The organism is Pseudomonas sp. ERMR1:02, assembly GCF_002277815.1.
Classification (GTDB): domain Bacteria; phylum Pseudomonadota; class Gammaproteobacteria; order Pseudomonadales; family Pseudomonadaceae; genus Aquipseudomonas.
Window position 1 is genome coordinate 56,293 of record NZ_NKJI01000016.1, and the last position, 18,369, is coordinate 74,661.

Here is an 18,369-nt window from a genome sequence, read left to right on the forward strand (position 1 = left end):
TCCTAGGTGGCTTGTTTTAGTCGCTGCATTCGGACTTCTGCAAGTTTGCTCGGTGTCGACGCCGGTGGTGTTCCCCTAACCGAGGGTGACCAAGCATGCAAGAAAGCGTGATGCAGCGCATGTGGAACAGCGCCTACCTATCCGGTAGTAACGCTGCCTATGTGGAAGAGCTCTACGAGCTCTACCTGCACGACCCTAACGCTGTGCCAGAAGAGTGGCGCACCTACTTCCAGAAGTTGCCTGCTGACGGCAACTCTGCCACCGATGTTTCGCACTCTACAATTCGCGATCATTTCGTCTTGCTGGCAAAGAACCAGCGCCGCGCTCAACCGGTTTCCGCCGGCAGCGTGAGCAGTGAGCACGAGAAGAAGCAAGTTGAAGTGCTGCGATTGATCCAGGCCTACCGTATGCGTGGCCACCAGGCAGCCCAGCTTGACCCGCTGGGACTGTGGCAGCGTCCTGCACCTGCAGACCTGTCGATCAATCATTACGGCTTGACCAATGCCGATCTTGATACGACCTTCCGTGCCGGCGACCTGTTCATCGGCAAAGAGGAAGCGAGCCTACGCGAAATTCACGAAGCGTTGCAGCAGACATATTGCCGCACCATCGGCGCTGAATTTACGCATATCACCGATTCCGAGCAGCGCCAGTGGTTTCAGCAGCGTCTGGAAAGCGTGCGTGGCCGTCCGACGTATTCCGCGGACATCAAAGGCCACCTGCTTGAGCGCGTCACTGCCGGCGAAGGCCTGGAAAAATACCTGGGTACCAAATATCCGGGTACCAAGCGTTTTGGTCTGGAAGGCGGCGAGAGCCTGATTCCGATGCTCGACGAGCTGATCCAGCGTTCCGGTTCCTACGGCACCAAGGAAATCGTTATCGGCATGGCCCACCGTGGCCGTCTGAACGTACTGGTCAACACCTTCGGCAAGAATCCGCGCGATCTGTTCGACGAGTTCGAAGGCAAGAAGAAGGTCGAGCTGGGTTCCGGTGACGTTAAATACCACCAGGGCTTCTCGTCCAACGTCATGACCACCGGCGGTGAAGTTCACCTGGCCATGGCCTTCAACCCGTCTCACCTGGAAATCGTTTCTCCAGTGGTCGAGGGTTCGGTCCGCGCCCGCCAGGATCGTCGTAACGACCCTACCGGTGAAAAGGTTCTGCCGATTTCCATCCACGGTGACGCTGCAGTCGCAGGTCAGGGTGTGGTCATGGAAACCTTCCAGATGTCGCAGACCCGCGGTTTCAAGACCGGCGGCACCGTGCACATCGTGATCAACAACCAGGTCGGTTTCACCATCAGCAATCCGCTGGACGCTCGCTCCACCGAGTACGCGACCGACGTTGCGAAAATGATCCAGGCGCCGATCCTCCATGTGAATGGCGATGATCCGGAAGCCGTATTGTTCGTGACCCAGCTGGCAATCGACTACCGCATGCAGTTCAAGCGCGATGTGGTGATCGACATGTTCTGCTACCGTCGTCGCGGCCACAACGAGGCCGACGAGCCAAGTGGCACCCAGCCTCTGATGTATCAGCAGATCGCCAAGCAGCGCACTACCCGTGAGCTGTATGCCGATCGTCTGACGCAAAGCGGTGTGCTGGACGCAGAGCGTGTTCAGGCGAAGATCGATGAATATCGCAATGCGCTGGACAACGGTCTGCACGTAGTGAAAAGCCTGGTCAAAGAGCCGAACAAAGAGTTGTTCGTGGACTGGCGTCCGTATCTGGGCCACGCCTGGACTGCACGGCACGACACGCGCTTCGACCTGAAAACCTTGCAGGAACTGTCGGCCAAGCTGCTGGAAATTCCGGACGGCTTCGTCGTACAACGCCAGGTTGCCAAGATCTACGAAGACCGTCAGAAGATGCAAGCCGGCGGCCTGCCGATCAACTGGGGTTATGCCGAAACCATGGCGTACGCGACCCTGGCGTTCGAAGGTCACCCGATCCGCATGACTGGTCAGGACATCGGCCGCGGTACGTTCTCGCACCGTCATGCTGTGTTGCACAACCAGAAAGACGCGGGCACCTACATCCCGCTGCAAAACCTGTACGACGGCCAGCCACGTTTCGACATGTACGATTCGTTCCTGTCCGAAGAAGCCGTACTGGCGTTCGAATACGGCTACTCGACCACCACGCCTGAAGCGCTGGTTATCTGGGAAGCCCAGTTCGGCGATTTCGCCAACGGTGCCCAGGTGGTTATCGACCAATTCATCACCAGTGGCGAGCACAAGTGGGGCCGTCTGTGCGGTCTGACCATGCTGCTGCCTCACGGTTATGAAGGTCAGGGGCCAGAGCACTCCTCGGCCCGTCTGGAGCGTTACCTGCAGCTGTGCGCCGAGCACAACATTCAGGTAGCCGTGCCGACTACGCCTGCTCAGATCTACCATTTGCTGCGTCGTCAGGTGATTCGCCCGCTGCGCAAGCCATTGATCGTTCTGACTCCGAAGTCGCTGCTGCGTCACAAACTGGCAATCTCGACTCTGGAAGATCTGGCCGAAGGTTCGTTCCAGACCGTTATTGCGGAAATCGATGCCCAAGACCCGCAAAAGGTCGAGCGCGTTGTTCTGTGTAGCGGCAAGGTCTACTACGACCTGCTGGAAAAACGCCGTGCCGAAGGCCGTGACGACATCGCAATCGTGCGTCTTGAGCAGCTGTACCCATTCCCTGAGGACGACTTGAAAGAAGTCCTGGCTCCTTACACCAACGCCAAATATGCGGTCTGGTGCCAGGAAGAGCCGATGAACCAGGGTGCTTGGTACTGCAGTCAACACCACATGCGTCGCAGTATCAGCAATCTCAACAAGTCTCTCGTACTCGAGTACGCGGGCCGTGAGGCTTCTGCTGCACCTGCATGCGGTTACGCATCGATGCACGCCGAGCAGCAGGAAAAACTGCTGCAAGACGCTTTTACCGTTTAACGCCTTCGCGCACCAGAAACCGAATTTAAGGACCCACAGATAATGGCTATCGAAATCAAAGCCCCCACTTTCCCGGAATCGGTTGCCGATGGCACCGTTGCCACCTGGCACAAACAGCCGGGCGACGCCGTCAAGCGTGACGAACTGATCGTCGACATCGAAACTGACAAAGTCGTATTGGAAGTGTTGGCGACCGCTGACGGCGTGCTGGGCGCTATCGTCAAGAACGAAGGCGACACCGTTCTGTCCGACGAAGTACTGGGCTCGATCGTTGAGGGCGGCGCTGCTGCCGCTCCAGCCGCTGCTGCTCCGGCCACCGCTGCTCAAGCTGCTGCCCCTGCCGCCGAAGGCGAAGACGATCCGGTTGCTGCACCGGCTGCTCGCAAGTTGGCTGAAGAAAACGGTATCAACATTGCTTCCGTTGCCGGTACTGGCAAAGGTGGTCGTGTGACCAAGGAAGACGTGGTTGCAGCTGTTGCCGCCAAGAAAGCCGCTCCGGCTGCCGCCCCTGCCAAGGCCGCTGCACCTGCCGCTGCTGCTCCGGTGTTCGCTGCTGGCGACCGCATCGAGAAGCGCGTTCCGATGACCCGCGTTCGCGCTACCGTGGCCAAGCGCCTGGTAGAAGCTCAATCGAACATGGCAATGCTGACCACTTTCAACGAAGTCGACATGACCGAAGTCATGGCTCTGCGTTCGAAGTACAAGGATCTGTTCGAGAAGTCCCACAACGGCGTGCGCCTGGGCTTCATGTCGTTCTTCGTGAAAGCGGCCACCGAAGCACTGAAACGCTTCCCGGCTGTCAACGCTTCGATCGACGGCGCAGACATCGTTTACCACGGCTACGCTGACGTCGGTGTAGCTGTTTCCAGCGACCGCGGTCTGGTTGTGCCAGTTCTGCGTAACGCCGAACTGATGAGCCTGGCTGAGATCGAAGGCGGCATCGCCACTTTCGGCAAGAAAGCCCGTGACGGCAAACTGTCGATGGACGAAATGACCGGCGGTACGTTCACCATCACCAACGGTGGTACTTTCGGTTCGATGATGTCGACTCCGATCGTCAACCCGCCGCAGGCTGCGATTCTGGGCATGCACAACATCATCCAGCGTCCTATGGCAATCAACGGCCAGGTCGTTATCCGTCCGATGATGTACCTGGCACTGTCCTACGATCACCGTCTGATCGATGGCAAAGAAGCTGTGACCTTCCTGGTGACTATCAAGAACTTGCTGGAAGATCCGGCTCGTCTTCTTCTGGATATCTAAAAAGCAGCGGCAGGCTGCAAGCTGAAAGCCCCATGCTCGAGAGCGGGTGGGTTTCAGGCTTGCAGCTTGCGGCTTGTAGCTTGTTGCTAAAAGGGAACCTTTTATGACTCAGAAATTTGACGTAGTAGTGATCGGCGCGGGCCCTGGTGGCTACGTAGCGGCCATCAAGGCTGCACAGCTTGGTCTTTCGACTGCCTGCATCGAGAAGTACACCGATGGCGAGGGCAAACTGGCCCTTGGCGGCACTTGCCTGAACGTCGGCTGCATTCCATCCAAGGCGCTGCTGGACAGCTCCTGGAAATACAAGGAAGCGAAAGAAGGTTTCGCTATTCACGGTATCAACCACGCCGGCGTGACCATGGACGTGTCGGCAATGGTTGGTCGTAAAGCCACCATCGTCAAAGGTCTGACCTCCGGCGTTGCCACACTGTTCAAGGCTAACGGTGTTACTTCGATCCAGGGCCACGGCAAACTGCTGGCCGGCAAGAAAGTCGAAGTCACCAAGCCTGACGGTTCGGTTGAAGTGATCGAAGCCGAAAACGTGATCCTGGCTCCAGGTTCGCGCCCGATCGACATTCCACCGGCTCCGGTCGACCAGAATGTGATCGTCGACTCCACCGGCGCCCTGGAATTCCAATCCGTTCCTAAACGTCTGGGCGTGATCGGCGCTGGCGTGATCGGTCTGGAACTGGGTTCGGTGTGGTCGCGTCTGGGTGCAGAAGTGACTGTCCTGGAAGCCCTGGACACATTCCTGATGGCAGCCGACGCAGCTGTTTCCAAGGAAGCGCTGAAAACCCTGACCAAACAGGGTCTGGACATCAAGCTGGGTGCTCGCGTTACCGGTTCCAAAGTGAACGGCGACGAAGTCGTTGTGAACTACACCGATGCCAACGGCGAACAGACCATCACTTTCGACAAGCTGATCGTTGCCGTTGGTCGCCGTCCGGTGACCACTGATCTGCTGGCTGCTGATTGCGGCGTGGTTCTGGACGAGCGCGGTTTCGTGCACGTCGACGACCATTGCGCCACCGCTGTACCGGGCGTTTACGCCATCGGTGACGTGGTTCGCGGCATGATGCTGGCGCACAAGGCGTCGGAAGAGGGCATCATGGTTGTCGAGCGCATCAAGGGCCACAAGGCTCAGATGAACTATGATCTGATCCCTTCGGTTATTTATACTCACCCGGAAATCGCGTGGGTCGGTAAAACCGAGCAGGCCTTGAAAGCTGAAGGCGTAGAAGTTAACGTCGGCACCTTCCCGTTCGCAGCCTCTGGCCGTGCCATGGCTGCCAACGATACCGGTGGTTTCGTCAAGGTCATCGCAGATGCCAAGACAGACCGCGTATTGGGCGTCCACGTGATTGGCCCAAGTGCTGCAGAACTGGTTCAGCAGGGCGCGATCGGTATGGAATTCGGCACCAGCGCTGAAGACTTGGGCATGATGGTTTTCTCCCATCCGACCCTGTCTGAAGCTTTGCACGAAGCAGCTTTGGCTGTGAATGGCGGCGCCATCCACATTGCCAACCGCAAGAAGCGTTAAGACAATAAGAAACCACGGCGGAATGGCCCGTCGTGAGCCTTGCATGCAAGACTCACCGCGGAATATCCGCTGGACGCAGCCTTGCGTAGCTGCACCGGTTGTCCGGAAAGGCTACGCGAGCAGCAGTCACAGGTGGTGCGGCACTTGAACAAGTGCAGCACCGAATGCGCAGTACCTAACGAAGACGGTAATAAGCATGAATCTTCACGAGTATCAGGGTAAGCAGCTGTTCGCTGAGTACGGCCTGCCAGTATCCCAGGGTTTCGCCGTAGACACCCCGGAAGCAGCAGCAGAAGCTTGCGACAAAATCGGCGGCACCGAGTGGGTTGTCAAAGCCCAGGTCCACGCCGGTGGTCGCGGTAAAGCGGGCGGCGTTAAGCTGGTTCGCAGCAAAGAAGACGCCAAAGCATTTGCTCAACAGTGGTTGGGCAAGCGTCTGGTGACTTACCAGACTGATGCCAATGGTCAGCCAGTCACCAAGATCCTGGTTGAATCGTGCACTGATATCGCTAAAGAGCTGTACCTGGGCGCTGTCGTTGACCGTTCGAGCCGTCGCATCGTGTTCATGGCTTCCACCGAAGGTGGCGTGGACATCGAGAAAATCGCTCACGACACCCCTGAGAAAATCCTCAAGGCCACTATCGATCCACTGGTTGGCGCTCAGCCATTCCAGGGTCGCGAGCTGGCATTCCAGCTGGGTCTGGAAGGCAAGCAAGTTGCTCAGTTCGCCAAGATCTTCGTAGGTCTGGCCAAGCTGTTCAAGGATCACGACCTGGCTCTGCTGGAAGTGAACCCGCTGGTGATCAAGGCTGACGGCGATCTGCACTGCCTGGACGCCAAGATCAACATCGACGCCAACGCCATGTACCGTCAGCCTAAGCTGAAGACTTTCCACGATCCGTCGCAAGACGATCCGCGCGAAGCGCACGCTGCCAAGTTCGAACTGAACTACGTAGCGCTGGAAGGCAACATCGGTTGCATGGTCAACGGTGCTGGCCTGGCCATGGGTACCATGGACATCGTCAACCTGCATGGCGGCAAACCAGCCAACTTCCTCGACGTAGGCGGCGGTGCTACCAAAGAACGCGTTACCGAAGCGTTCAAGATCATCCTGTCCGACACTAACGTCGCTGCAGTATTGGTCAACATCTTCGGCGGCATCGTTCGTTGCGACATGATTGCCGAAGGCATCATTGGCGCTGTGAAAGAAGTCGGCGTGAAAATCCCGGTTGTTGTTCGCCTTGAAGGCAACAACGCTGAGCTGGGCGCTAAAGTACTGGCAGAAAGCGGTTTGAACATCATCGCTGCTACCAGCCTGACCGACGCTGCTCAACAAGTTGTCAAAGCTGCGGAGGGCAAATAATGAGCGTCCTGATCAATAAAGACACCAAAGTTATCTGCCAGGGTATTACCGGTTCGCAAGGTAGTTTCCACACCCAGCAAGCCATCGAGTACGGCACCAAGATGGTTGGTGGTGTAACTCCAGGCAAAGGCGGCACCGAGCACCTGGGTCTGCCAGTGTTCAACACCGTGAAAGACGCCGTAGCTGCCACTGGCGCCACCGCCAGCGTGATCTACGTTCCGGCTCCTTTCTGCAAGGACTCGATCCTGGAAGCTGCTTTCGGCGGCATCAAGCTGATCGTGTGCATCACCGAAGGCATTCCTACCCTGGACATGCTGGATGCCAAAGTAGTTTGCGACGAGTTGGGCATTGTCCTGATCGGCCCTAACTGCCCAGGCGTGATCACTCCAGGCGAATGCAAGATCGGCATCATGCCAGGTCACATTCACTTGCCAGGCAAGGTCGGTATCGTTTCCCGTTCCGGCACCTTGACCTACGAAGCTGTTAAGCAGACTACTGACGCCGGTTTCGGTCAGTCGACTTGCGTCGGCATCGGCGGTGACCCGATCCCGGGTTCGAACTTCATCGACATCCTGAAGCTGTTCCAGGAAGACCCGAAGACCGAAGCGATCGTGATGATCGGCGAGATCGGCGGTTCGGCTGAAGAAGAAGCGGCTGCCTACATCAAGGCACACGTGACCAAGCCGGTTGTTTCCTACATCGCTGGTGTGACTGCTCCTCCGGGCAAGCGCATGGGCCATGCTGGCGCAATCATCTCTGGCGGCAAAGGCACTGCAGACGAGAAATTCGCTGCTTTGCAAGACGCAGGCGTTAAAACCGTGCGTTCGCTGGCAGACATCGGCAAGGCCCTGGCCGAGCTGACTGGTTGGGCTGTCAAGTAAGCTTCGCGCTTAGCTGACGCTTTACCAAACAAAGGCCACCTTCGGGTGGCCTTTGTGCTTGTAGGAGCCGGCTTGCTGGCGAATCAGGCGACACGGTGTGTCAGACACACTGCCTTCGCTGCGATGCGGCGACCCGACAAGCCAGCCCCTGCAGGGACCGTAGTGGAGGAATGTTCCGTATGAAAACACGACACGAAAATGTCGCAGATCGGAATGTTCGCCCTCTAACAGTGCGTTTCGCGGCCAAATTCGTTAGGCTAGCCGCCATTTTTGCACCCGCCGCCCACAAGGCAGCGACGCGCTAAGCGGGTCGGTCTTATACGGACCGACAGCATTTCCCTCACCCATAAGGGAAACCCCTCTCTAAATTCCGATTCAGTAGTGTGGTATTTCCTAAATGAAAGTGTTGAAAGGTCAGGACATCCTGGCACTTGGTTTTATGACGTTTGCCCTGTTCGTCGGGGCCGGCAATATCATCTTCCCGCCTATCGTCGGTTTGCAGTCCGGGCCTAACGTCTGGATGGCGGCGCTGGGCTTTCTGGTTACGGCGGTGGGTCTGCCGGTGATCACCGTTGTAGCGCTGGCCAAGGTCGGTGGCGCCATGGATGCATTGAGCAGCCCGATCGGTAAGCTTGCCGGTGGCCTGCTCGCCGCCGCGTGCTACCTCGCCGTTGGTCCTCTGTTTGCCACACCGCGCACGGCTACCGTGTCTTTCGAAGTGGGTCTGGCACCCCTGACCGGCGAAAGTCCGCTGGCGCTGTTTCTCTACAGCTCGGTGTATTTCCTGCTGGTGTTCTTCATTTCGCTGTATCCGGGCCGTCTGCTGGATACCGTAGGACGTTTCCTTGCACCTTTGAAGATTATTGCCTTGGCTGCACTCGGCATCGCGGCATTCGCATTGCCAGCGGGTGATATTGGTCAGGCAACGCCTGAATATGTCGCGGCACCGTTCTCACAGGGTTTCATCAATGGTTACCTGACCATGGATACCCTTGGTGCGCTGGTGTTCGGCATCGTTATCGTCAACGCCATCCGCTCCCGCGGCGTCGAATCGCCGGCGCTGATCACCCGATACGCGATCATTGCCGGTTTGATCGCCGGTGTAGGCCTGGCTCTGGTGTATATCAGCCTGTTTCGTCTCGGTTCGGGCAGCCATGAAGTGGCCGTCGGCGCGACCAACGGCGCAGCGGTGTTGCACGCCTATGTGCAGCACACCTTCGGTTCCCTGGGCAGCGGTTTCCTTGCGGTGCTGATTTCCCTGGCGTGCCTGGTGACCGCGGTTGGCCTGACCTGCGCCTGCGCCGAGTACTTCAGTCGTGTACTGCCACTGTCGTACAAGACCCTGGTGATTATCCTCGCTGCCTTCTCCCTGCTGGTGTCCAACCTGGGCCTCACCAAGCTGATCGCGTTCTCGATCCCGGTACTGACCGCGATCTACCCGCCATGCATCGCCCTGGTAGCCCTGAGCTTCTGCAAGGACTTCTGGCATGAGCAGGGCCGCATCGTGGGTCCGGTGATGCTGGTGTCGTTCATCTTTGGTCTGATCGATGCCCTCAAAGGGGCCGGTCTGGCGGACTGGATGCCAACGCAACTGGCGCACTTGCCGCTGAGCGAGCAGGGACTGGCATGGCTGGTGCCTTCGGTAATGACCCTGGTGGTCGCCGTGGTATGCGATCGTTTGCTGGGCAAGCGCGCCGAAGCGCTGGCTTAAGCTTCACTGGCCCGTCACAAGCGGGCCTTTGAGCAACAACAGAAATGCCCCGTATCAATCGATACGGGGCATTTTTTATGCGCTCGATGCAGTGTCTTTTCCCTTGAGCTAACGTCGAACCATTGCCTTATAGGAGCGAGGCTTGCCCGCGAAGGCGATATACCATTTGACATATTTGTCGACTGACACACAGCTTTCGCGGGCAAGCCTCGCTCCTACGGGGTTTTACCATCACCCACGTTTCACAAGGACCTGCATGTCGTTCATCCAAGCCAATCTGATCCACTTCCTCGCCGCGCTCTGGTTCGTCATCTGCTGGGGCGGTTACACCCGCTATGCGAGCTGGAAGGGCCGCGACACCGCGTGCCTGGCCAGCGTTCTGCATCTTTACCGTGAAGACTGGATGCGCCGCATGCTGCTGCGTGACAACCGCATTGCCGACGCCAGTGTGATCGGCAACCTTGAGCGCAATGCGTCGTTCTTTGCCTCCAGTACCCTGATTATCCTGGCCGGCATTCTTACGGTACTCGGGGCGTCCGAAAGGGCGGTGTCGTTGCTGGCGGACATTCCGATGGTGCAACAGGCATCCCAAGGGATGTCGGAGATCAAGTTGCTGTGCCTGGCGCTGGTGTTCGTCTATGCGTTCTTTACCTTCAGCTGGTGTATGCGCCAGTACAACTTCGCCGCCATTCTGGTGGGCTCGGCGCCGATGATCGGTGAGCGTCATGTGTCCGAGCAGGAGCGCAAAGCCTTTGCCGCCAGAGCTGCACGCGTCATCTCCATGGCTGCCAACCAGTTCAACTTTGGCCTACGCTCTTATTACTTCGGTATGACCATGCTGGCCTGGTTCGTCAGCCCCTGGTTGTTCATGTTAATGAGTGCCGGCGTGGTGTTCGTGTTGTACCGCCGCGAGTTTCATTCCGACGTTCTCGACGTGATGGTCTATACACCTACAGAGGCGCCATTGCCCGAGGTGATTAAAGAGGCCGCTTGATGAGTATTCCATTCTGGTGTGTGTTTATCAGTGCCGTGCTGATTTACGTGGCGCGTATGCCCGTGACCACGGCCATGAAAGAGCAGGGTGGTTACAACAATCACCTGCCGCGCCAACAGCAGGCGCAACTCACCGGGTTGGGTGCCCGTGCGGTAGCGGCACATCAGAATTGTTTCGAAGCGTTCATATTGTTTGCGGTGGGTGTGTTGATGGCGCATACCACGCAGACGGCGGGATGGCTCATCGACTTGCTGGCGATCATGTTCGTGATCGCCCGGGTTATCTATTTGGTGTGTTACTGGAAGGATCTGGCCTGGCAGCGCAGTCTGGTTTGGCTGGTGGGATTAGTCTGTACTTTATTGTTGATGATTAGTCCGATTTTTCGAACGATTTTGCTCTAACGGAAATTGGCAAATAAAAATAGAGACAAAAGAAAACCCGCACTCGGCGGGTTCTCTTCGATCACGCTAAAAACTGTTTTAGTTTTTAGGTGCTTCCTTTGCAGCTGCTTCGTTCGATTCAGCCTGAGCTTTGGCAGCTTCGGCGTTTTCTTTCGCTGCGTCGTTCACTTTATCCTGAGCTTTGCTCATGTCTTGCTGAGCTTGCTCAGCATGTTTGTTGGCTTCTTGAGCTTTGTCCTCGGACTTTTTACCGCAGGCAGCGAGACCGAGGGTCGCGGTCAACATCAAGGCAATAGCTAAAGTCTTACGCATGGGGTGTTTCTCCTGGTGAAAAGTATCTGATGGCCTTTCGAGCACAGCCCCAATGGTTAAGTTCCTCAAATCATTCAGATATATAAGTTTGTTCTAACGCGGAACTTTTGCGGGGACCGCCACTGCACTCCACGACTATTAAACAAGAGTTATTATCAGATGGACGAAAACCCCGTTTTTGAGCGCGCAATACGATTTATGTCGGCACTGCGCCATTGCCAGGTACTGGGTTTGCGAGTGCACAGCGCCAGCAACGAAGGCCTCACAGTGGTTCTGCCCTATAGCCAACAGATTGTTGGAAACCCGAGTACCGGGGTCATCCATGGCGGCGCACTGACCACACTGATGGACACCGCCTGTGGCATGTCCACGCTCTGCGTACTACCTGAATTCGAAGTCTGTCCGACCCTCGACTTGCGCATCGACTATATGCATGCCGCCGAGCCGCATAAGGAGGTCTATGGTTTCGCTCAATGCTACCGGGTGACCACTGACGTGATCTTTGCCCGCGGCTTTGCCTATCAGGACGATCCAGAGCAGCCAATTGCTCATGTCGTGGGCACCTTCATGCGCATGGGCAAGGGCATCAAGGGCACCAAGGGATTTGGTGGCGCGATCGCCGGAGGTGTGAAATGACTGACGGTTTCCAGGAACAATTGCGACAGGCCCATGAGCAGGGCGACTACACCTCATTGCTGCAGCTGATTCCCTACGCCACGCTGATCGGTGTCGAATGCTCGCGAGTGGGTGATGAACTGCTGTTTCGTCTGCCGGCCAACAAGGACAACATTGGTAACCCTTTGCTGCCCGCTATCCATGGTGGCGTGATTGCCGGTTTCATGGAGCTGTCGGCCGCGCTGCACCTGCTTATCGCTACGGGCTCGCAGGGCGTGCCGAAGATTATCGACTTTTCCCTTGATTACCTGCGTGCCGGACAATTTCGCGATACCTGGGCCCGATGCCAGGTGTGCCGCCAGGGACGCCGGGTGGCCAACGTGGCGATTACGGCGTGGCAAAGCACTGAAGGTGAACCCATTGCCACCGCTCGGGCGCATTTCAAACTCGATGAGCCCTTGAAATCCTGAACTCAGCCCCCAACTCTGATGACAACCCGCCGCCGACCCTCTAGGTCGCGGCTTATGCCATCTGATTGGAGTTTGATGACCATGAGTGTGGAAACTCAAAAGGAAACCCTGGGCTTCCAGACCGAGGTAAAGCAGCTGCTGCACCTCATGATCCATTCGCTGTATTCCAACAAGGAAATTTTCCTTCGCGAATTGATCTCGAACGCCTCTGACGCTGTAGACAAATTACGTTTCGAAGCCTTGTCCAAGCCTGACCTGCTGGAAGGTGGCGCCGAACTCAAAATCCGTGTGAGCTTCGACAAAGACGCTAAAACCGTCACTCTCGAAGACAACGGCATCGGCATGAGCCGTGAAGATGTGATCACGCATCTGGGGACCATCGCCAAGTCCGGCACCGCCGACTTCATGAAAAACCTGTCGGGCGATCAGAAGAAAGACTCTCACCTGATCGGTCAGTTCGGTGTGGGTTTCTACTCCGCGTTCATCGTTGCCGATAAAGTCGACGTGTTCAGCCGTCGTGCCGGTAGCCCGGCCAGCGAAGGCGTGCACTGGTCGTCCAAAGGTGAGGGTGAGTTTGAAGTCGCCACCACCGACAAGGCCGAGCGCGGCACTCGCATCGTCCTGCACCTTAAAGCTGCTGAAGACGAATTCGCCGATGGCTGGCGTCTGCGTAACATCATCAAGAAGTACTCCGACCACATCGCCTTGCCGATTGAGTTGCCCAAAGAAGTGGCAGCCGTTGAAGGCGAAGAGAAGCCGGCCGTTGAATGGGAAACCGTCAACCGCGCCAGCGCCCTGTGGACTCGCCCTCGCACTGAAGTGAAGGACGAGGAATACCAGGAGTTCTACAAACACATCGCTCACGACTTCGAAAACCCGCTGAGCTGGAGCCACAACAAGGTCGAAGGCAAGCTGGAATACAGCTCGCTGCTGTATCTGCCGGCTCGTGCGCCTTTCGACCTGTACCAGCGTGAAGCGCCGAAAGGCCTGAAGCTGTACGTGCAGCGCGTGTTCGTCATGGACCAGGCCGAGTCGTTCCTGCCGTTGTATCTGCGCTTCATCAAAGGTGTGGTCGACTCCAACGACCTGTCGCTGAATGTGTCGCGGGAAATCCTGCAGAAAGACCCGATCATCGACTCCATGAAGTCGGCACTGACCAAGCGCGTCCTGGACATGCTGGAGAAACTGGCGAAAAACGAGCCCGAGCAATACAAAGGCTTCTGGAAGAACTTCGGTCAGGTCATGAAAGAAGGCCCGGCAGAAGACTTCGCCAACAAAGAGAAAATCGCCGGCCTGCTGCGTTTCGCATCGACCAGCGGTGACGAAGGTGAGCAAATTGTCGGTCTGGCCGAATACCTGGCTCGCGCCAAGGAAGGTCAGGACAAGATTTACTACCTGACCGGCGAAACCTACGCCCAAGTCAAAAACAGCCCGCACCTGGAAGTCTTCCGCAAGAAAGGCATCGAAGTGCTGCTGCTCACCGACCGTATCGACGAGTGGCTGATGAGCTACCTCAGCGACTTCGACGGCAAGAACTTTGTCGACGTGGCGCGCGGTGATCTGGATCTGGGCAACCTGGACTCGGAAGAGGACAAGAAGGCAGCGCAAGAAGTCGCCAAGTCCAAGGAAGGTCTGGTGGAGCGTCTGAAAACCGCGCTGGGCGAATCCGTTGCTGAAGTACGGGTTTCCCATCGCCTGACCGATTCCCCGGCGATCCTGGCCATCGGCGAGCAGGACCTGGGTCTGCAAATGCGCCAGATTCTGGAAGCGAGCGGTCAGAAGGTTCCAGATTCGAAGCCGATCTTCGAATTCAACCCGGCTCACCCGCTGATCGAGAAGCTCGACAACGAGCAGAGCGACGAGCGCTTCGGTGACCTGTCGCACATCCTCTTCGATCAGGCGGCTCTGGCGGCCGGTGACAGCTTGAAAGATCCGGCGGCGTATGTACGTCGGCTGAACAAGCTATTGGTTGAACTGTCGGTTTAACTGCGTTTTAGAAAAGCCCGCTTCGGCGGGTTTTTTCATTCTGGTGTTTAAAAATCAGGAGTCTGAAATGAGCCAAATCACTGTACGTTCCGTTGCTTACCAGATTGATGGCCAGCCCTACGAAAGCCGCCTTGCTTTCGACGCCGACCATAAGGGCACGCGTCCGGGTTTGTTGATGGCGCCGAACTGGATGGGCGTCGGCGCCGGTGCCGAGGAAATCGCCAAATCGGTGGCAGCCAAGGGTTACGTGGTTTTGATCGCGGATCTCTACGGCCAGTCGGTCCGTCCGCAGAATAACGACGAGGCGGGCGCGGCGATGATGCCGCTGAAGAATGACCGTGCATTGCTGCGCAAGCGCATGCAGGTGGCGTTCGAACAGTTGCAGAAGCAGGGTGAGGCGGCGGTCGATACTTCGAAACTGGCGACCTTCGGTTTCTGCTTTGGCGGTTGTTGCGCGCTGGAGCTTGCTCGTACCGGTGCACCGTTGAAAGCTGCGGTCTCGTTCCACGGGACTCTCGATACCCCGAATGCCAGCGATGCGAAAAACATCAAGGGCTCGGTACTGGTGCTCCACGGCGCTTCCGATCCATTGGTGCCTAAAGAGCAATTGCCAGCTTTTGAAGATGAAATGAATGCCGCCGGCGTGGATTGGCAGCTGCTCAGTTACGGCGGTGCGTTCCACTCGTTCACTGATCCGCACGCCAAAGTGCCGGGATGATGATGTACGACGCGAAGGTAGCCGCCCGGGCATTCACTTCGATGCACAACTTGCTGGATGAAGTGTTCAAGGGCTGATCATTGTGCCTTGACAGGGTCGGTGTTGGTGCCGGCCTCTTCGCGAGCAAGCCCGCTCCCACAGGGAATTGCGTCGGTGGTTGCAGGTTTCTGCGGCCGACTCGGTCAAATGTGGGAGCGGGCTTGCTCGCGAAGGCGATGTAATTGGCAAAGACGATCTTAAGGCAACTCAATCCGCTCAACTTCCCCCGGCACCGTCGGCCAATCCCCAGCCGCCCAGCGTCGACGCGCTTCGTCGATCAATGCCGGATCGCTCGCGACAAAATTCCAGTTGATCCGGCGCGGACCGTCCAGCGGTGCTCCGCCGAACAACACCGCATGACAATCGCTCTCGGCGAACAACGTCATCTCTTCACCGACAGGCAGCACCACCAGGGAGTGCGGCTCAATCGGTTCGCCATCCAGTTGTGCTTCGCCACTGAGCAGATACAGCGCGCGTTCTTCATGCTCGGTGGGAATCAGCAAGGTCGTCGCCGTCTGCAGGTTCAATTCCGCGTACAGCGTAGGAGAAAGCACCGGCACCGGCGACTCCAGGCAAAAGCCTGAACCGGCAATCATGCGGATCTTCACGCCAAGGTTTTCACTGACCGGAAGCGTAGACGCAGGGTGGTGGCTGTAATGGCCCGGACCGTGCTCATGGCCCTTGGGCGAGGCCAGCCAAATCTGCAAGCCGTGCATTGTGAAGCCGCTTTCTTTAAGGGGGGCGGGCGTGCGCTCGACGTGGGCGATGGCGCTGCCGGCGGTCATCCAGCTGACATCTCCTGCATTGACCACCTGGTCCGAACCGAGGCTGTCCTTGTGCTGGAGTTGACCCTCAAATAGGTAGGTGAGCGTGGACAAACCAATGTGCGGATGCTGGCGGATGTTCATGCCTTCTCCCGCGACGTAGCGGGTTTCCAGCATGTGGTCAAAAAACACGAAGGGCCCGACATTGCGGCATTTGGCTGACGGCAACGGGCGAAGAATCGGCTGGCCTTCGACATCTTCGGCGCGGGGGCGGATCACGAGCGGAGTGTTCATGGTGCGTTCCAGGCTGAGCGGGTGATGCGGTCGAGCATAACCCGCTTGCGCTGCCCTTGCCGCTATTGACTGAACGCACCTTCGGACAGGTGGGTTTCGATGCTGACTTCGCTCGTGGTCATCAACTTGTGAATCGGGCAACGGTCGGCCACACGATGCAGCTCGTCACGCTGCGCGTCGGTGAGTACACCTTTGAGGGTCAGTTTGACGTGCAACGCGTATTTTCCCTTCTGCTCCTGGCTGTTGTCGCGTTTGACCTCGACGCCGACACCGGTCAGCGGGATGTCCTTCTTCTTAGCATATAGCTTCAGGGTCAGGGCTTTGCAGGCGCCCAGTGCGGCATCAAAGTAATCGTGTGGCTCCGGTGCCGAGCCTTCACCGCCAGCAGTGGAGGGCACGTCGGCAAAGAGTTCGTGATCATCGATTTGCACGCTGTGACGAAAACCTTCGGCGGAGACGGTGTTGACGGTGACAGTCATGGAGAACCTCGCAGCAGTAGGAATGGTCATTCGATCAAAAAGAACCTTGAAGGTATAGAGCATTGCTTCCTTTGTGCGTTCCGGGAAAGATCAAAGATCGCAGCCTCGTTTCACTCGACAGCTCCTACATGAAACTCATAGTCCATGTAGGAGCTGTCGAGTGAAACGAGGCTGCGATCCTTTGAATCAAAAAAAGCCCCGCGTTTGCGAGGCTTCTTAGTGTCGATGTGGATCAGCTTCCTTTGACAGTCTTGCCGTTGACCTTGCCGTCCAGGAGCATGATGTTGTACTCCTTGCCGTCGGTTTCGACCTGTTGCAGGCGAACCAGCAGGTAGTCCCAATCCTTGGCGAACCACAGCACGGTGGTGCGTTTGCTTTGTGTCGGGTCGCGCACGCGCTCAACCTTGATCGCGTCGATCTGGCCAGCCTTGGTATCGACTTTTTCCGAGCCCAGCACGCGGAAGTCATAGGTATCGACTTCGCCATCATCGACCACCTGATAGCTCATGCTTTTTTTGCCGGCGGCCACGTCATGCTGCAGAGCCAACTGATAGGTAGATTTGTCGACCATGCCGCGGTTGAGCGGGATGTTGACCGCGTCGCCACGGTCGGTGCCGGTAACCTTTTTGGCGGTCCAGTCGAAGTCCAGGTCCGCCTTTTTGGCTTTGCCCAGGCCGCCACGTTCGAAGTGGTAGGACTGTGGCAGCAAGGTGTCCTTGTCGACAGTCAGGGTACTTTCTTCAGACAGACTCGCGATCATCATCGAAGCCTTGAAGCTGAGCTTCCAGACGCCATTGGCTTCTTGGGTCAGGCTGCGTTCGGCGGTGCCGCTCATGGGCAGCTGCTTCCAGTCGGCCGTATAACTGGCGGAGAACGGTTGAAGGTCTGCAGCCTGTGCGAAGGGCACGGCGAGCAGAGCGCAAGCGAAGAGCAGGGCACGACGCATAAAATCTCCTAGGTTCGAATCAAGTGGCCGCTGGCCGCGAGTAACTGTCCATCCAGTAAAGCACCTTGATCGCCGAGTGATAACCGGCCTTCGGCAAACCAGCGTACGGCCATCGGGTAGATCAGGTGTTCCTGAATATGGACCCGCTGCGCCAGACTCTGTGGCGAGTCCTGCAACTCTACCGGTATTACTGCCTGTACGACCAGTGGTCCGCCATCGAGTTCCTCAGTGACGAAGTGCACGGAGCAGCCGTGTTCAGCGTCGCCAGCCTCCAGCGCTCGCTGATGAGTGTGTAACCCTTTGTATTTGGGTAGCAGCGAAGGATGGATGTTGAGCAGGCGACCCTGGTAATGACGCACGAAGTCAGCGCTGAGAATGCGCATGAAGCCGGCCAGTACCACAAGTTTGGGGTTGAACGCGTCGATCAGTTCGATCAGCGCGGCATCGAAGGCCTCGCGGCCATCGAAAGCCTTGTGATCCAGGGTGCGGGTGTCGATACCCGCATCCCTGGCGCGTTGCAGGCCGTAGGCGTCGGCGCGGTTGGAAATCACCGCAGCGATGCGGGCCGGGCTGTCGCCGGTCCGCGTGCTGTCGATCAAGGCCTGCAAGTTACTGCCGGTGCCGGACAACAGCACCACCACATCACAGGTCTGGGACATCCGCTCT

16 protein-coding genes and 1 pseudogene are annotated in these 18,369 nt (G+C 57.4%); 12 read left to right on the top strand and 5 right to left on the bottom strand.

What is annotated here, in order from left to right; all coding sequences use genetic code 11:
- Positions 1-95 precede the first annotated feature (95 nt).
- The 8 genes from CES87_RS23810 to CES87_RS23845 all read left to right on the top strand — a co-directional run bounded on the left by CES87_RS23810 (position 96) and on the right by CES87_RS23845 (position 11,080).
- The gene (locus tag CES87_RS23810) at positions 96-2,927 is read left to right on the top strand and encodes a 2-oxoglutarate dehydrogenase E1 component (RefSeq protein ID WP_128608020.1); all 2,832 of its coding nucleotides are present in this window, start codon (positions 96-98) and stop codon (positions 2,925-2,927) included.
- A gap of 42 nt (positions 2,928-2,969) precedes the next feature.
- Positions 2,970-4,190: a 2-oxoglutarate dehydrogenase complex dihydrolipoyllysine-residue succinyltransferase gene (gene odhB / locus CES87_RS23815; RefSeq protein ID WP_128608021.1), complete on the top strand. Its 1,221-nt coding sequence runs from the start codon at positions 2,970-2,972 to the stop codon at positions 4,188-4,190.
- A gap of 103 nt (positions 4,191-4,293) precedes the next feature.
- Positions 4,294-5,730 (top strand): dihydrolipoyl dehydrogenase, encoded by a 1,437-nt coding sequence (gene lpdA / locus CES87_RS23820; RefSeq protein WP_128608022.1) that lies wholly within the window; start codon positions 4,294-4,296, stop codon positions 5,728-5,730.
- A 196-nt stretch (positions 5,731-5,926) separates the two neighbouring features.
- Positions 5,927-7,093, top strand: coding sequence for an ADP-forming succinate--CoA ligase subunit beta (gene sucC, locus CES87_RS23825; RefSeq protein WP_008148602.1), 1,167 nt, complete (start codon positions 5,927-5,929; stop codon positions 7,091-7,093).
- The gene (sucD, locus tag CES87_RS23830; RefSeq protein ID WP_128608023.1) at positions 7,093-7,974 is read left to right on the top strand and encodes a succinate--CoA ligase subunit alpha; all 882 of its coding nucleotides are present in this window, start codon (positions 7,093-7,095) and stop codon (positions 7,972-7,974) included. The genes sucC and sucD overlap by 1 nt, the downstream gene beginning before the upstream one ends.
- Positions 7,975-8,371: 397 nt before the next feature.
- Complete coding sequence (gene brnQ, locus CES87_RS23835; RefSeq protein WP_128608024.1) at positions 8,372-9,685, top strand: branched-chain amino acid transport system II carrier protein; 1,314 nt, start codon at positions 8,372-8,374, stop codon at positions 9,683-9,685.
- A gap of 256 nt (positions 9,686-9,941) precedes the next feature.
- Positions 9,942-10,679, top strand: a complete 738-nt coding sequence (locus CES87_RS23840) for a DUF599 domain-containing protein (RefSeq protein ID WP_128608025.1) — start codon at positions 9,942-9,944, stop codon at positions 10,677-10,679.
- Positions 10,679-11,080: an MAPEG family protein gene (locus CES87_RS23845; protein WP_128608026.1), complete on the top strand. Its 402-nt coding sequence runs from the start codon at positions 10,679-10,681 to the stop codon at positions 11,078-11,080. Before CES87_RS23840 ends, CES87_RS23845 begins: the two co-directional genes overlap by 1 nt.
- A gap of 78 nt (positions 11,081-11,158) precedes the next feature.
- Here CES87_RS23845 and CES87_RS23850 read toward each other — a convergent pair whose 3' ends face one another.
- Positions 11,159-11,392: a hypothetical protein gene (locus CES87_RS23850; RefSeq protein WP_128608027.1), complete on the bottom strand. Its 234-nt coding sequence runs from the start codon at positions 11,390-11,392 to the stop codon at positions 11,159-11,161.
- Positions 11,393-11,551: 159 nt separating this feature from the next.
- Between CES87_RS23850 and CES87_RS23855 the strand changes: the two genes are divergently transcribed.
- From CES87_RS23855 to CES87_RS23870, 4 genes and pseudogenes are all read left to right on the top strand, one after another.
- On the top strand, positions 11,552-12,028 hold the full coding sequence (locus CES87_RS23855) for a PaaI family thioesterase (RefSeq protein ID WP_128608028.1): 477 nt from the start codon (positions 11,552-11,554) through the stop codon (positions 12,026-12,028).
- Complete coding sequence (locus CES87_RS23860) at positions 12,025-12,477, top strand: PaaI family thioesterase (RefSeq protein WP_128608029.1); 453 nt, start codon at positions 12,025-12,027, stop codon at positions 12,475-12,477. The genes CES87_RS23855 and CES87_RS23860 overlap by 4 nt, the downstream gene beginning before the upstream one ends.
- A gap of 81 nt (positions 12,478-12,558) precedes the next feature.
- Positions 12,559-14,463, top strand: coding sequence for a molecular chaperone HtpG (gene htpG, locus CES87_RS23865; RefSeq protein WP_128608030.1), 1,905 nt, complete (start codon positions 12,559-12,561; stop codon positions 14,461-14,463).
- A 67-nt stretch (positions 14,464-14,530) separates the two neighbouring features.
- Positions 14,531-15,258: pseudogene (locus tag CES87_RS23870) on the top strand (dienelactone hydrolase family protein).
- Between the two features lie 159 nt (positions 15,259-15,417).
- Here CES87_RS23870 and CES87_RS23875 read toward each other — a convergent pair.
- From CES87_RS23875 to purN, 4 genes are all read right to left on the bottom strand, one after another.
- Positions 15,418-16,278, bottom strand: coding sequence for a pirin family protein (locus CES87_RS23875; RefSeq protein WP_128608031.1), 861 nt, complete (start codon positions 16,276-16,278; stop codon positions 15,418-15,420).
- Positions 16,279-16,340: 62 nt separating this feature from the next.
- Positions 16,341-16,757: an OsmC family protein gene (locus CES87_RS23880; RefSeq protein WP_128608032.1), complete on the bottom strand. Its 417-nt coding sequence runs from the start codon at positions 16,755-16,757 to the stop codon at positions 16,341-16,343.
- A 232-nt stretch (positions 16,758-16,989) separates the two neighbouring features.
- Positions 16,990-17,703, bottom strand: coding sequence for a DUF3108 domain-containing protein (locus CES87_RS23885; RefSeq protein ID WP_128608033.1), 714 nt, complete (start codon positions 17,701-17,703; stop codon positions 16,990-16,992).
- Positions 17,704-17,711: 8 nt separating this feature from the next.
- Positions 17,712-18,362 carry a phosphoribosylglycinamide formyltransferase gene (gene purN, locus CES87_RS23890; RefSeq protein ID WP_128608034.1) on the bottom strand — a complete coding sequence of 217 codons (651 nt, stop codon included), beginning with the start codon at positions 18,360-18,362 and terminating at the stop codon, positions 17,712-17,714.
- Between the last annotated feature and the right edge of the window lie 7 nt (positions 18,363-18,369).